Annotated in this window: 13 protein-coding genes (1 of these 13 cut by a window edge); 7 read left to right on the plus strand and 6 right to left on the minus strand. The window is 42.4% G+C overall.

What is annotated here, in order from left to right; translation table 11 throughout:
• Positions 1–161 precede the first annotated feature (161 nt).
• The 5 genes from DI077_RS04375 to DI077_RS04395 are packed head-to-tail and all read left to right on the plus strand — an operon-like array spanning position 162 to position 5,951.
• Complete coding sequence (locus DI077_RS04375) at positions 162–1,859, plus strand: DNA repair helicase XPB (protein WP_109020729.1); 1,698 nt, start codon at positions 162–164, stop codon at positions 1,857–1,859.
• A gap of 11 nt (positions 1,860–1,870) precedes the next feature.
• Positions 1,871–3,088 carry a pyridoxal phosphate-dependent aminotransferase gene (locus DI077_RS04380; RefSeq protein WP_109020622.1) on the plus strand — a complete coding sequence of 406 codons (1,218 nt, stop codon included), beginning with the start codon at positions 1,871–1,873 and terminating at the stop codon, positions 3,086–3,088.
• A gap of 11 nt (positions 3,089–3,099) precedes the next feature.
• Complete coding sequence (locus DI077_RS04385; protein ID WP_109020621.1) at positions 3,100–4,125, plus strand: SH3 domain-containing protein; 1,026 nt, start codon at positions 3,100–3,102, stop codon at positions 4,123–4,125.
• A gap of 18 nt (positions 4,126–4,143) precedes the next feature.
• Positions 4,144–4,947 (plus strand): alpha/beta fold hydrolase, encoded by an 804-nt coding sequence (locus DI077_RS04390; RefSeq protein ID WP_109020620.1) that lies wholly within the window; start codon positions 4,144–4,146, stop codon positions 4,945–4,947.
• Positions 4,944–5,951 (plus strand): S1C family serine protease, encoded by a 1,008-nt coding sequence (locus DI077_RS04395; protein ID WP_109020619.1) that lies wholly within the window; start codon positions 4,944–4,946, stop codon positions 5,949–5,951. The genes DI077_RS04390 and DI077_RS04395 overlap by 4 nt, the downstream gene beginning before the upstream one ends.
• A 27-nt stretch (positions 5,952–5,978) precedes the next feature.
• Here the strand turns inward: DI077_RS04395 and DI077_RS04400 are convergent, their stop codons facing one another.
• Together DI077_RS04400 and DI077_RS04405 are read right to left on the minus strand one after the other, a co-directional pair.
• The gene (locus DI077_RS04400; RefSeq protein ID WP_109020618.1) at positions 5,979–7,052 is read right to left on the minus strand and encodes a hypothetical protein; all 1,074 of its coding nucleotides are present in this window, start codon (positions 7,050–7,052) and stop codon (positions 5,979–5,981) included.
• 278 nt (positions 7,053–7,330) lie between these two features.
• Positions 7,331–7,798 carry a Dps family protein gene (locus DI077_RS04405; protein WP_109020617.1) on the minus strand — a complete coding sequence of 156 codons (468 nt, stop codon included), beginning with the start codon at positions 7,796–7,798 and terminating at the stop codon, positions 7,331–7,333.
• 129 nt (positions 7,799–7,927) lie between these two features.
• Between DI077_RS04405 and DI077_RS04410 the strand changes: the two genes are divergently transcribed.
• On the plus strand, positions 7,928–10,129 hold the full coding sequence (locus DI077_RS04410) for a SulP family inorganic anion transporter (protein WP_109020616.1): 2,202 nt from the start codon (positions 7,928–7,930) through the stop codon (positions 10,127–10,129).
• Positions 10,130–10,138: 9 nt separating this feature from the next.
• On the opposite strand, the gene ilvD is transcribed toward DI077_RS04410, so the two are convergent.
• Complete coding sequence (gene ilvD, locus DI077_RS04415) at positions 10,139–11,821, minus strand: dihydroxy-acid dehydratase (protein ID WP_109020615.1); 1,683 nt, start codon at positions 11,819–11,821, stop codon at positions 10,139–10,141.
• 78 nt (positions 11,822–11,899) lie between these two features.
• A complete protein-coding gene (locus DI077_RS04420; protein ID WP_242935355.1) occupies positions 11,900–12,514 on the minus strand; it encodes a CsgG/HfaB family protein in 615 nt (204 codons plus the stop codon).
• A gap of 120 nt (positions 12,515–12,634) precedes the next feature.
• Here DI077_RS04420 and DI077_RS04425 point away from each other — a divergent pair, with 120 nt between their 5' ends.
• Entirely contained in the window at positions 12,635–13,561 is a 927-nt protein-coding gene (locus tag DI077_RS04425; protein WP_109020614.1) for an alpha/beta hydrolase, read from the plus strand.
• A 5-nt stretch (positions 13,562–13,566) separates the two neighbouring features.
• On the opposite strand, the gene DI077_RS04430 is transcribed toward DI077_RS04425, so the two are convergent.
• Complete coding sequence (locus DI077_RS04430) at positions 13,567–15,240, minus strand: hypothetical protein (RefSeq protein WP_135354891.1); 1,674 nt, start codon at positions 15,238–15,240, stop codon at positions 13,567–13,569.
• Between the two features lie 16 nt (positions 15,241–15,256).
• Positions 15,257–15,616, minus strand: partial view of an LA_0442/LA_0875 N-terminal domain-containing protein gene (locus DI077_RS04435; protein ID WP_109020612.1) — the final stretch only. 708 nt of this gene lie beyond the right edge of the window; 360 of the gene's 1,068 nt are visible here — the last part of the coding sequence; the start codon falls outside the window, past its right edge — the gene reads right to left on this strand; it ends in the stop codon at positions 15,257–15,259.

The raw sequence follows: 15,616 nt of genomic DNA on the forward strand, positions 1-15,616 counted from the left end.
TAATATTTACTGTAAGCAAACTCACATTAGGCGGTCACTTATTCCTTAGACTCATGAAACGGTCTATAATGCGAAGTTTGTTTATCCAAAATCTGTTAAAATCAAATTGGTTGACAGGAGAGTTTCGCTTCTCAGCCTGGTTTTTTGAGAGGGAAATTTATATGACCAAGCCACTCACAGTTCAAAGCGATAAAACGATGCTTCTAGAGGTTGATAACCCCGAATACGAGGCTTGTCGCGATCTTATTTCCAAATTTGCAGAGCTCGAAAAAAGCCCGGAATATATGCATACTTACCGCATTTCCCCTCTATCTCTTTGGAATGCGGCATCCATCAAAATGACGGCAGAGGAGATTGTAGAGGGACTCGTTGGTTTCTCCCGTTACTCTGTTCCGAAAAACGTGATCAATGAGATCAAAGAGCAGATTTCCCGTTATGGAAAAGTGAAGCTCGTAAAAGAAGAATCGGGCGAACTTTATATCATTTCCAATGAAATGGGATTTATCACTGAAATCGCAAACAACCGAGCCGTACAACCGTTCGTGGACGGAATGGAAGGCGATAAAATCCGAATCAAAAAAGAATACCGTGGCCATATCAAACAAGCTTTGATCAAGATCGGTTTTCCCGTAGAGGATTTGGCGGGTTATGACGAAGGGAATAAATACCCTTTCAACCTAAAGCCTGTTACTGGGGGCGGTACCAAGTTCGGAATGAGAGATTACCAAAGAGCATCTGTCGAAGCTTTCCATGCAGGTGGAAGGAACGAAGGCGGCTCCGGGGTAGTGGTTCTTCCTTGCGGTGCGGGTAAAACCATCGTGGGTATGGGTGTGATGCAAATCGTGGGAGCAGAAACTCTCATTTTAGTAACGAACACTTTGTCCATTCGTCAGTGGAGAAATGAAATTTTAGACAAAACCGACATCCCTGAATCGGATATCGGAGAGTATTCCGGTGAGATGAAAGAGATCAAACCGATTACGATTGCAACTTATAACATTCTGACTCACAGAAAGAAAAAAGGCGGGGACTTCACGCATTTTCATATCTTCAGTGCAAATAACTGGGGTTTGATTGTGTATGATGAGGTGCATTTGTTACCGGCACCCGTTTTTCGTATGACATCGGAATTGCAAGCAAAACGTAGGTTAGGTTTGACGGCGACTCTTGTTCGGGAAGACGGATTGGAAGAAGACGTGTTTTCACTTATCGGACCGAAGAAATACGATGTGCCTTGGAAAGAGTTGGAAGCCAAAGCCTGGATTGCGGAAGCAAACTGTATTGAAGTTCGTGTTCCGATGGAAGAAGATTTGCGTATGCGCTATTCTGTTGCGGACGATCGTGAAAAGTTCAGACTAGCTTCCGAAAATCCTGAAAAACTCAGAGCGATCAGTTATATCCTGAAAAAACACGCGACTAACAACATACTTGTGATCGGGCAATATATCAATCAATTGGAAGAGATTTCCCAAACGTTTAAGATTCCTTTGATTACGGGAAAAACACCTCTTCCCGAAAGACAGGAGTTATATCAGGCATTCCGTTCCGGTCAGATCAAACAATTGGTAGTATCTAAGGTAGCGAACTTTTCCATCGACTTACCGGATGCAAACATTGCCATTCAGGTATCGGGAACTTTCGGTTCCAGACAGGAAGAAGCACAAAGGCTCGGAAGGATTCTCAGACCGAAATCAGGAGACAATACCGCGATTTTTTACTCTTTGATTTCCCGTGATACGAACGAAGAGAGATTCGGACAAAACAGACAGTTGTTTTTAACGGAGCAAGGTTATGAGTATGAAATTTATACTCTTGATCAGTTCAAAGAAACAGTACCAGAAGAAGTATTAAGTAAATAAAAAGGAATAAAATGAAACTCGTCGCACAAAGGTTAGATGTAGTAGAACCCTCTCCCACCCTTGCCATTACCGCCAAAGCGAATCAGCTGAAGGCGAGTGGTTTGGATGTTGTCGGTTTTGGTGCAGGAGAACCGGATTTTGATACTCCAGCCCACATCAAAGAGGCAGCAAAAAAAGCCATGGATCAGGGGAAGACCAAATATACTCCTGTGAGTGGAACCGTAAGTTTGAAAGAAGCCATTATCCAAAAGTTCAAAACGGATAACGGCCTTACTTACGAAAAAAATCAAATCATTGTGGGAACGGGTGGAAAACAAGTTCTGTATAATTTCTTTATGGCGACTTTGAATGCAGGTGATGAGGTGATCATCCCTGCACCGTATTGGGTTAGTTATGCGGATATAGTGCGTCTTGCGGAAGGTGTTCCTGTCATCGTTTCAACCGATATTACAAGCGGGTTCAAGATTTCGCCGGAGCAGTTGGAAAAGGCGATCACTCCCAAGACAAAGGTTTTTATATTCAATTCTCCTTCCAACCCTACAGGTGCGGCGTATACCCGTTCCGATGTAGAAGCTTTGGTAAAGGTGTTGGAACCGAAAGAAATCATTACCGTTTCGGACGATATTTACGAAAAGATTCTCTATGACGGTCTGGAATTCGTAAACCCTGCGATGATTTCCGCGAAGATGAAGGAAAAAACTTTTGTTGTCAACGGAGTTTCCAAAGCATATTCCATGACCGGATGGCGTATCGGTTATGCGGCGGGAAATGCAGAGATCATAAAAAACATGGATACGATGCAAGGCCAATCCACTTCCAACGCTTCTTCCATTTCCCAAGCTGCTGCAGAAGCTGCGTTGACCGGAGATCAAAGTCCCGTTTTGGAAATGAAAAAGGCATTTGATAATCGTCGTAAGTTGATTGTCTCTCTTTTGAACGCTATTCCCGGAATAGATTGTAGAATGCCGGAAGGCGCTTTCTATGCATTTCCTTATTTAACGGGTGTTTATTCTCTTCCTGGTTTTCAAAGATTGCAAAAAGAGAAAAACGAAAAATCCTTATCGAAATTGTTTTGTGACGTGCTCTTGGACAAATACAATGTAGCTGCCGTTCCCGGAATTGCCTTCGGAGATGATAATGCTCTCCGTTTGTCTTATGCACTGGGTGAAAAAGACATAGAGAAAGGTGTGTCCCGGATCAAACAGATGGTTGAGGACTTAAGTAAATAAAGTAGCAAGGTATGGGAAGAATTCTAATCATATTTGTTTTCTTCCTTGCCGTGATTCTTCCTAGTTTCCTAGGGGGCGAGCCTAAGTCTCTCAAACCGATCCTAAAACAAGCCGCGCCGAAATCGGTTCATAATACGGATTCAAAATCCGAGATTGTTGTGAATCATTTCGGAGTGAAACTTTATCTCTTCCCCGATAGAAAGAGCAACGTTTTAAAAACGATCCAGTTCGGAGAACGGTTGTTTTATGACAGTTCCAGTCTGGAGCCGAATTCTGCGGAATGGGTTCCTGTCGTCACGGAAGAAAAATTAGCGGGGTTTTTACTTCGTAATACATTGCTTTTGGTTTCTAAGAATAAATTTTTATCCACCGTTCTGTTCGAAGCGGACAAACTTTTGAAGCTAAATTCAACCGGTTTGGAACAAAGGATGGAAATTGCAGATTCTTTGTTTCGTCATGCCGGTACGGGTGAGTTCCGTGGAGACGACTTTACTTTGATTAAAGCGAAGGCAGGTTTTGCACTGATCAAATCCATAGATATTTTAAATGAAAAAAATATCAAAGCGGATAGTTCCAAAGAAATTTTGGATTTTTTGAAACGCCATGAATCAAAGCTTCTCTTCGATTATTCAGCCGGTAAGTATTACGTAGATGCGAATTATTTTTGGAAGTTGGTTGAAAATCATCCGAATACAAAACATTCGGATTACGCTGGTTATCTGGCGGCGGAAGCTTCTCCCGATGTGGAATGTCAAAGAGATCTTGCTTGTGAATTGGAAAAACTCAGACGTTCCAAGATGAAATATATTTATTTTTTTCCCAATGGAAATTATGTTTCCATGTATTCAAAGTCCGTAGTCGCCAAATTAAAGGAAATTACAAAAGACCCCGAATCCATTGCTTGTTTTCAGCCGGCGCCGCAAAATATACAGGTGGAGATCAATACAATGTACCGCTATGTTCAGGATTATAGTCTGAGATACCGGAAAGAAATTCTTCCTTACATTCAAATCCTTCAGAAGGAATGCCTGAAATAGTATAGGTTTGGATTTCCCTTGAAACTAGCCTATAAATTATATCCTAAAGAAAGCTCCTCAGGAAATCCAAATTCCAAAGACGGGATCAACATCCTGATACTTCACGGACTTTTCGGATCTTCCAAAAACTGGGTTTCGATCGCCAAAAAACTATCGTTATATGGAGACGTATACACTATAGATCTCCGAAATCACGGGGACTCACCCCATTCTGAAGAACATTCCATTTCGCTTATGGCTGAGGATATAGATGAGTTTATCCAAGACCATTCATTGCAAAATACGATACTACTTGGACATTCGATGGGAGGACTCGTTTCTATGTTATACGATCTTCTTCATCCAGGCCTTTTGAAAGCTTTGATTATTCAGGATATTTCTCCCCGTCCTTATCCTTTCGCTTATGATAAAGAAATTCAATCCATGAGGATTCCTATTGACCATGCAAATACAAGGGCGGAAGTGGATGGGTTTATGAGCGAAGTTCTTCCCGACGCTTTTATCCGCCAGTTTTTGCAAATGAGTTTGGAAAGAAAGCCGGAGGGAGGATACTTTTGGAAACTGAACGTAGAAGGTTTGTCCAAAGCCCGTCATATGTTTGAGAACGTATTTCTCCCTCATATGAGTTCCGGAACAAAGTCATTGTTTATCGTAGGCGGAGATTCCACTTATATAACGGATTCAGATCGTGAGTTGATCCGTTCCGTATTTTTGAATTCAGAGATAGAAACGCTTGCAGGAGGAGGGCATTACATTCATTATACGCATGCGAGCCAATTTTTAGATAGAATCGAAAGATTTATCAAAGGGGTGATTGCTTGAAACATTCCAAACCTGTATGGAACTTAAGTCTTTGCATTTTAATTTTCTTCGGCTCTTTGTCTTGTGATTCGAATCGAGATTTACCCGATCCTAAAAAAATATTCAATTCTTATGTGGGAGCGAGTTTCTCCGTTTCTTTGGACTCCGGTCCTCTGGAAGAATCCAAAGTCTGGACCGGTTCCGGTTTCGTTTTCGATAAACAAGGATTAGGTTTGACATGTTCCCATGTTGTGCCTGACGATAAAAAATTTATAATCCGAATGGGCGGAACCGGAAAAAAATTCTACGCCAAGGTAATCAAACGCGACGCCGATAATGATTTAGCAATTGTTCAATGGGAGAACGAAAGTCCGAAAAATCAATCTGTTTTTGATGTAATTGATTCCTATGAACCCGAGACAGGGGCCTTGTTTTATATGATATCCACTCCTTTCGGGATGGAAGAGTCTTTTGATTTAGGCATCATCGCTAATCATTCCAGGTTGGGAGCGGATGTATTTGCGCGGGACAAGGCATTTGTGCAATTGAATCGGATGGTTCTTTCCGGTTCTTCCGGCGCCGCCATCTTTGATGGACAGGGTAAAGTTTTAGGTATGGCGCGATTTCAATTGTCTTCCGACGGATCCAAACGAGATGGGATCGGCTTTGCCATTCCTGTAACGACTTTAATTGAATTTGTAAAATCGATCCCTATTGCCGGCAGAACCAAAGAAGATATCCAAAGAGGAATTGTTGAGATTCCGATTCTAACCGCTCATTTGATCAACAAACTACGATTAAAGCAAAATAAAGGCGTTCTTGTAAGTTATACTGAACCCGGATCTTCAGCGGAAAAGGCAGGAATTAAGAGATACGATTTGATCACCGGTATGAATGAAAATCAAATTGCGAATGCGGAAGATTTTTATTCACAGATGGCAAAAATTCCCGCAAGCCAAAATATTGTTTTAATCATCATTCGGGAGAACCGTGAGTTAAAGATAAAGATTGCCCCTTCTTTATAGGAAGAAAAGGCAATCCGGAAATCAGTGTTAGTTGAAATCTACAGTAATGGTTTCAGCGAGTGTTTCGCCGTTGATCTTTCCTGTGATCGTAATATTGAACTTTCCTTTGAAAGAACTGCCTGAAGATGTCAACGTGGATGTTGCTATCAGTTTCAAGCTTTCAATCTTTAAGGTAGGAGTAGTTGTTCCGTCTTGAGTGATTACCAAATCATTTGAATCCGCTTGTGAAGTGATGGTAAAGCTGTATGAAGAACCGCTTGTAACGCTGGATTGATTGTCGAATACCAGAGTTCCGTTCACAGTCACAGGTTTTGAAAACACTAAAGCGTCTTTATATAAAGATTGTAAACTTGCGCAGTCAGTTGTGGAGAACGACGTTGTACCTTTGTCTTTTAAGTATTTGTAATACCCGAAACTATCTGTATAAATAGATCCGAAGTTTGTAAACTTTGCAGTCGCCTTATTTGAACTTGTGGTGACTCCAGAACTTGTTTTTGTCTTGTACTCCCCGTCCGTAAAAACAGCGGTTCCCTGTTTAGTCAGACTGGAAACAGTGGAACTATACCCTATGTATGTTTCAACAGGACAGGAAGCACCGCTAATGGTTAAGTTGGTGGTTGTTTTTGTAAATACGTATCCGCTTACGGTTCCGCTATAAGTATAAACCGTTTCTCCGTTTCCATTTACACTAGAGGAAGACCATGCAGTCAGCTCACGTGAGTTTCTATTTGCAATGTTCGTCTCTTTGATAAACTTTATAACTGCTTCCTTTGCAATAACGGGATCTTTCCCGTTTTCATAGATTTCTCTAACCATTGCAATCAATCTTTGGCTTTGTGAATTTTTTGTATTATAAGTAAAGTTACTACTTTGACTGTTTGTGGCGACACTGCTGGAGATCGTAGAAACAAGGTTCGCTGTTGCACTTGCTTTTCCAACGGTGGTGTTGATATCGCTGGTTTGGCTTCCGGAACTACCACGGTTGAGAAGGGCAAGACCGATGAGAAGGGAGTTGTCGTCTTTTTTATCTTCTTTGCAAGTAATAAAGAAGAGAGTAATAGCCAATAACAGATATGAGCTGATCTGTAGATGTTTTTTCATTATTTGAATCCTTTATAGTGATTTTAAATAAACGAAGCTAAGATAGGCAAGAAAAAACGGAAAAACTAACAGGTTTTTAGCGAAGGTTGTGTTTATATTTATTGCTGAAGTTTTCTTTTTTTTTCGAAAATAAAATTTTTTTTCCCGTTTTTCCGAACGGATTGATTTTTAAATATTCCATGATTCGATTATGATAATGAGACTGATATTATAAATGGGCTATTTGGAAACAAATGACAGAACGGCAAAATTTCTGCCGCACTGTCTTTATCTGTCTGTTAAGCGAGAAGGGATCTCAGCATCCATGCGGTTTTTTCATGGATATCCAATCTTTGTGTGAGTAGATCAAGACTTGCCTGATCATTCCCTTTTTCCGCGGGAGCATAAGCGGATCTTGCGGTTCGAATCACTGCTTCGTTCCCTTCCACCAAGTTGCGAATCATGTCTTCCGCTTTGGGAACTTCTTTATCTTCTGCGATGGAAGAATATTTTGCAAATTCAGAACCGCTGACGGGAGCATAGTATCCTAAAGCGCGGATCCGTTCCGCTATAGGATCAATTGCATTCCACAACTCGGTGTACTGAGTCATAAATAACAAGTGTAAGGTTTGAAACATCGGACCCGTCACATTCCAATGATAACTATGGGTTTTTTGATAAAGAGTGTACGTATCTCCCAATAGTTTTTTCAGTGATTCGGAGATGGCACTTCTTTCTGCTTCCGGAATTCCTATATTGATTTGCATTGTTTTCCTTCTTATCTTTAAGACCGATTTAGTTCGGCAAAGTGGAAAAGAAATTGGTTCTCTTTTCTCAAAGCAAAAATAAAACGGATGAAATTGAATCTTACTAAATCATTGCACCGGGCGGTATAATTGAAAGTTAATTTTTCCAAGCTCTATTCAGATCTTTTCGCAGGTTCCGCCGCTACCTTCGTGGCTCTTCCCGCAGCGATCGCTTTTGGAATCAGTGTTTATAGTCCCTTAGGGCAGTCTTTCGCAGGCCAAGCTGCACTTTCCGGAGTCATTGGAACGATTGTCCTCGGTCTCGTCACACCCCTCTTAGGTGGCACGCCACGATTGGTTTCCGCGCCTTGTGCCCCTGCGGCCGCAGTACTTTCCGTATTTGTTTTGGATCAGATGAGAAAAGGTCAGATCGGCCCGGTTTATATTCCTCTTTTGGTTGCCTTTGCTATCTTATTTGCAGGAAGCTTGCAAATTCTTTTGGGGTTTTTGGGTGGGGGGAAACTTATCAAATACATTCCCTATCCGGTGGTCACGGGTTACTTGAGCGGGCTTGGGATTTTGATCATTCTCAGCCAGCTTCCCCGTTTTTTAGGCATGTCATCGGTAGGAAATCTATTGGGAGATATTGATAGTTTGCAAGCGAACCCGATTCCTCCTATCATTGGAATCGGGACGATACTTGCAATGGTAGCGTTGCCCCGGCTTACCAAACGAATTCCTCCAAGTGTAATGGCACTACTCGCGGGGGTTATGATCTATTGGTTATTGAGTTTTTTTTATCATGATCTGAGATACTTTGCAAACAACCGTTATATTGTAGGAGCGATTATTCCGGAAGGAGAAAATCTTTTTTCCAATTCGTTAAAAAATTTCTCCCACTTACGGGAGTTGGATTTCACTCATTTCAAATCCATCTTACTCCCCGGATTTACATTGGCATTACTTCTCTCCATCGATAGTTTAAAAACCTGTCTGATCGTTGATATCTATTCTAAAAAACGACATGATTCGAATCGCGAATTGATCGGACAAGGTTGGGGCAATTGCGCGAGTTCTCTGTTTGGTGGGATCGCAGGAGCCGGAACTCTTGCACCTACTCTTGTAAATATCGCGAGTGGAGCAAAATCAAGATGGTCCGGTTTTTTTGTAGGCTTATTCTCTTTGGTTACGATTTTCTTTTTTGTAGGTTTACTGAAATGGATTCCCGTTTCGGCCTTGTCGGCGGTTCTTATCGTTGTGGGATTTCGGATGATCGATTGGAAATCCGTCGGACTTTTAAAAAACAAATCCACCGTTTTCGATTTTTTTGTGATTTTGTGCGTGGTGGTTGCTGCGGTTAGCACCAGTTTGATTTTAGCAGCAGGAGTTGGGATCGGGCTTGCTATTTTACTTTTCCTGCGGGAACAAATCCGTTCAACAGTGATTAAGCGAAGCTTCTCGGGAAATCAAAAATTTTCCAAAAAACGAAGACTTCCTTCCGAGTTGGAAGAATTGGAGAAATGGGGATCTAGAAATTCCATTTTCGAATTGCAGGGACAATTGTTTTTCGGAACCACCGATCAGTTATTTCACCACTTGGAAGCATATTTGCAGACATCGAAAAATATCATTTTGGATTTCAGAAGAGTGATTCATATTGATTTTACCGCAGTCAATCTTTTGAAGCAGATCCATTCCCGGTTGGAATCCAGGGGCGGGACACTTATCCTAACTTGTCTTCCCGGCAATCTGACGACAGGCCAGGAAATTCGAAATTATTTCAATTCTTTGGGACTCACCGATTCCACTCCTCATCTTAAGTTCTTTGATGAATTGGATGATGCATTGGAATTCATAGAAGAAGAGATTTTATCGGAAGCAAATTTGGATTCTTCCAAAGGGAATGAATTGCTTCATTTGGATCAGTTTGAATTTTTTGAACCGTTTCCGAAAGACTTGGTCGTAAAATTTGAAAAATTCACTTATCCTATCCAATGTTCTGCGGGGCAATCGGTGTTTCACAAAGGGGATATCAACGATGTGATGTTTTTCATCCGGAAAGGGGAAATCCGGATCGATTTGCCTTTGGAAGGGAATCGAATGCATCATCTCGCAACGTTTGCCAAGGGAGATTTTTTCGGAGACATGGCTTTTTTAGACAAAGAACCCAGGTCGGCAAATGCGGTTGCTGTCGGTGAATGTCTGTTATATGGGTTGTCGCGGGAAAAATTCGATCTTTATGTGAAGGAAGTTCCCGAATTCGGAAATTTATTTTTTGAATCTTTGGCTTATACCTTATCAAAAAGGCTGCGACTCAATCATCTTGAACTCACAGCCTTACAGGAAAACTGAAAGGTTTTTTTACAGAGTGTTTGTGATCGCACCGTTTGTTGCGGACTGAACTAACTTAGCATACTTTGCCAGAACCCCTGATTTGAACCGGGGTTCCGGTTGTTTCCATTCCGATTTTCTTTTTGCAAGTTCCGTATCGCTTAAATCTACTTTCAGTATTTGTGTTCTCGAATCGATAGTGACTTGGTCTCCATTTTTCAAGAGTGCGATCGGTCCGCCGTCAAATGCTTCCGGTGACACGTGTCCTACCACTAGTCCGTGAGTTCCTCCGCTGAAACGTCCGTCGGTTAAAAGTCCCACTTCCTCTCCCAGTCCTTTTCCGACTAACGCAGCGGTGACTGCGAGCATTTCTCTCATCCCGGGTCCGCCTCTCGGTCCTTCGTATCGGATTACGATTACGTCTCCCGCTTTGATTTCGTCTTTCATGATCGCCGCAAAACAGTCGTCTTCCGAATCATATACTTTTGCGGGACCTGTGATATCGATTTTTTTGAGTCCTGAGATTTTGGCAACAGCGCCTTCCGGAGCCAAGTTTCCTTTTAAAACTACAAGAGGGCCGGTTGGGAAAAGAGGGTTTTTGATGTCGCGAACAATGGTTTGTCCTTTTGCCAATGGTAAAACTTCCTTTAGGTTCTCTGCCAAAGTTTTTCCGGTTACAGTCAAACAATCTCCGTGAAGAAGGCCTTGTTCCAAAAGATATTTCATAACTCCGTGTACACCACCGACTCGGTCCAGGTCGTACATCGCATACTTTCCTCCCGGTTTCAAATCGGCAAGATGAGGGGATCTTTTTCCCACACGGTTGAAATCTTCCAAGTTAAGATCCACTCCGATTTCTTTTGCAATTGCAATCAAATGTAAGATCGCATTCGTCGATCCACCTAACGCCATAACGGTGACAATCGCATTCTCAAATGCGTTTTTTGTCAGGATTTGTTTGGGAGTGATATTTTTTTTAATCAGCTCCATAAGAGCCTTTCCGACTTCAAAGGAGTCGTTTACTTTTCTTGCGGAAACTGCGGGCATGGAAGCCGAACCGGGAAGACTCATTCCCAACGCTTCAATGGCTGTGGACATAGTGTTCGCAGTATACATTCCTCCGCAACTACCGGCTCCGGGGCATGCATTTTGTTCCACACGTATGAATTCTTCTCTTGAGATTTTTCCCGAATTGAATTTGCCGACTGCTTCGAATACGGATACGATATCCACATCCAAACCGTCACAAGTTCCGGGCATAATGGATCCTCCGTAAACAAAAATGGAAGGAACGTCCAATCTGCAAAGTGCCATGAGGCAACCGGGCATATTTTTATCACAGCCGCCTACGGCGACCACTCCGTCGTATCTCATTGCGTTCGAAACAAGTTCGATGGAGTCGGCTATCACTTCTCGGGAAGGAAGGGAATAACGCATCCCTTCATGCCCCATTGCAATTCCATCAGAGACGGTAATGGTTCCGTAAATTTGAGCGATCCCTCCGGCAACCCTTACGCCTTCTTTTACTTTTTCCGCCAGTTTGTCCAAATGGGAATTGCATGGTGTGACTTCCGCCCAAAGGGAAGCGATCCCCACCATGGGTTTTTCAAAATCTTCATCTGTAAAACCTACGGCACGAAGCATCGCTCTGTTTGCCGCGCGATTGTCTCCTCCGGTTGTCATGGAACTGCGTCGTTTTAGTGATTCTGACATGATAGGGTCCTGATATGTATTGATTACAGCAGAAACCGGTAAGTGAAAATATATGAAAAGAAAAGATTTAAAGGAAAGCTATTTCAGCTCTCCTGCAATTTTCTGAACCAAGTTTTCTGCCACAAAGTCATACTCGCTTGACTCGATTAGAATGTCCTCTCGATTCCATATCAAACCAAGTCCCAAGGTAAATTTTGTTAATTTGAAGATGGTCCAATTTGCTCCCGGTTTTTTGCGGGCATTGACTATCACTTGGCCGGATTCTATTTGAACGATTTTTAATGAAACTGTGTCCACTAAATTGGGAATGACGCTGTTTTTTAAATCGTATTTTCTAAGTGCGGATCCTCTTCCGAACACGAGCGCATCTACTCCTAGAATTTTTCCGATACGAACGGCTGTTTGTTCATCGATCATGCCTGTTTTGGAAAAAGACTGCTCGTTTACCACTTTGGAAAGTTGTTCCCTCTCGATCACTCTGACATTCAGGTATTTGGAAATATAAAGAGCAACAGCATCCGTAAATTCGTCTCCCCATTTGGCATCCTCGATATCAAATAATAGAACTGCCACTTTGTTTATGCCCAATTCCCTTTTCGTTTTATCAGGAAACTGCACTGCCGCTTCCATGGTCGTGCAACGGACGAGTGAAATCAGGGAAAAAAGGGCAAGAAGGAGACGGATGTGTTTCATGGTGTTTTGGTAGAGTGACTACGAGAATGAGAAAGAATCAAATCTTTTTCGAAATTCTCTTCGTCTCCCGATGAAAATTCGCCTTGCAAAATCCGTAAGACTCGTTTTCGTACTAATGCAATGCATCTAACCAAAAGAGCTTTAGGCTTAACCACAATCATATTCGTAATATTACTGTTAAGTGCCGGTTATTATTTTTCCACGGAAATGGTGGCTTTTCAGGTTCGAACAATCGACGAAGATCATGAAAAATCCAGAATCAAAGACTTCAAACAAATCGGTCTGTCGGAACCGGAAACTCTTCGTTTCCAAAACGGAACCATTTCCATCCAAAGCTGGTTTTTTAAAAATCCCAAAAAGAAAAAATGCGGAGTGATCCTTTTGCACGGCCACTCCGGGACTAGGTGGGGCATTCTGAAATACGCACCGTTATTTTGGAAACGAGGTTGCAGTCTTTTCGTATACGATGCGAGACACCACGGCGAAAGCAGTGGGGAATTCGGAACGTTCGGTTATTATGAAAAATTCGACTTGGACAAAGGGATCGAGTATTTTTCCGAAGTCAGTGGAATTCCCGAAGAAAAAATCGGAGCCTTGGGGGAGTCTTACGGAGCCGCTACCGTTTTACAACTCGCAAATATCAGAAAGGATGTCGCTTTCATCATCGCGGAATCATCTTACAAGGATATGCGGACCATCATTCAGAAAAGAGCGATCGAATTGTACGGTTACCCCATTTTGATCGTATCTTCGGTTGCATTTCAAATCGCCGAACTAAGAGCCAATTTTTCAGTAGAAGAAACTTCTCCTCTAAAAGCGGCTTCCCATATATCCGCCCCCGTACTCCTCATTCATTCCAAAGCGGATGAGTTGACACCTTACGAACATTCGGTGGAAATTTTCGAAGCTATCCCCGGCAAAAAGAAAAAATTATTCATCACGGAGTGGGGTGCCCCACACGCCAAGTCCATCAATACGAATTACAAAGAAGTGGAAAACTCGGTGGATGCATTTGTAAAAGAGTATGCACCCGCAGAATTCAGATAAACGATTTACTGATTGGATTGAAAATAAGTTCCTTTGACAGGATCAGTCCAATTTCCGTTGGAATCTAATTTTGTGATATAACCGCCCAATAGGTTTGATCCGGTGGCATAGTTTGCGAGAAAAATTTCTCCTCCCGCAGACTGGTAAGCTTCCGGAGGAATCCCGATATAGATGGAGGAAGGGGTTGCGGTAACCTTTGTAAAAGATCCTCCACCCCCGTCTTTGGCATAAAACACAACAAAGGTGCCCCCATTTTGAGCGATGACTCCGTAAGTCGATTCCGAAGATATAACCTTTGTTATATAATTAAAAGCACCTGCAGAGGAAGGGCTATAGGTGAGCCCGGTAAGAGCCGAGCCGTAGGAAAGGGAACCTATTCCGATATTCGCCGAATTACTCATTGCATAAGCGCTTGATGTGACGGTTCCTTCCATCATTGCCAATTTACCTCCTCCGACCGGAAACAGGTTGGACTGGGTACTTGCTCCCCCGACGATTCCATAAGGGGATCCAGCGGAAAAATTGGATAGATAGTAATTATAGGACGGACTCGGTGTGCTGAATGCTGTGACACCGCATAACAGAAAAGAAGAATAAACATAAAATGCGTTCGGTTGAACCGTAGACCCGCTCAAGCAACTGGAACTTAAATCGGTAGAGACTGTGCCTTCCAGATTTCTGGCGTATGCTTTTGTAACTCCACCCACAAGTTCAAAAACAATCCATCGTCCCGAATAATAAATGTTATTTGGGATGGTGGCGGGAGTGACCAATATCGACGCGGGGGAAGCATTGATAGGCGACATTTGAACTGAAGTGACTGTTTTTGCGGGGCTTGTAGGGGAAAGTTTAACGTAGTAATTGAGAGTGGTTGTTACGCTACTCACCGTAGTATCTTTTCTGATAAAAAATAAAATGTCCGTTCCGTCGTAACCGGGGGCTCCCAGGGTGATCGTGGTTTGATCGGTGCTTGGAAAAACAGGATCTACTCCTTGCAAATCGGTAATTTTTGTTATACGATCGTAGGTGAATCCGTCCGGGGAAGACGCGATATAGGTATCTATTTTTTTCTCCGAGTTTGCTTGTTTAAGACTAATATAAAATCTTCCTTCGATTGCACCTAATGGTTGAAACAAAGTGGACTCCAGACTGACGGGAGTGGAATAGGAAACGCTTAGTTTTTGGAAAATGGCAACAATGTCTCCCGATTGGGATAGGATTCTAAAATTGGAAGAGTTCAAAGTGCTAAAGACTTTGAATGTAATGGTGGCTTTGGGAGAAACATCCGATAGAGTCGAATACAGTTCCACTTTCACATAACCGGGTGAAGTAAATTTAAGAGAGGCTTCTCCTTTGGAATTGATGATAGTTACCGTTTCATCAGCCCCTTGTGTGAGTTCCGAAACGGAAGTATTTCTTGTACTTAGACTTGTAGCACTCGGTTTTCCGTATTTGATAAAGGAATCAGCATAAGTAGTTCCGCTGGCTTGCTGGAATTTCAGGCTCAGTCCCAGCGCTACTCCCGGCGAAGTTGCGCTGCTAATGACTGATAATTTCTGCAACATCAAGAGGTTCGCCAAATCTCCGTTCGGGTCAAGTTCGGATTCCTTGAAAATCAAACATCCTGAGGTAAAAAGAATGAGAATCGATAGTATGGCGGATTGAATCATTGTGCGCATATTTTGGCTCCTTTGTTTAAAATAAAATCGAGTAACGAAGTTCTCCGTAAACCGCTGACGGTCTCGGTTGCCAGCCGAATTGCCCCATGGGTTGGTCGAATTTTGTTTCAAAGTCGAATCCTTCCTTAATTTCCTTACCACCCAGAAAGACGGAAGGTCTTTCTGGGTATTGGTCTCGGCCGATCCAATAAGCATGAATCAGGTTGGAAATATAAATCAGCCCGATTCCTCCCAAACTTCCCAGATAACGGGCATTTGCTGCTTGAGATGATTTTTTCGCATCGGCTACGATGTTGTTATAAAAGATGTTTTCAATGAAAATAGAAGTTAAATCGGAAGTGCTAAAAACAAATTCGGGAGTCAGTCGTGTTATCGG

The sequence above is a fragment of the Leptospira kobayashii genome (assembly GCF_003114835.2).
Lineage (GTDB): Bacteria > Spirochaetota > Leptospiria > Leptospirales > Leptospiraceae > Leptospira_A > Leptospira_A kobayashii.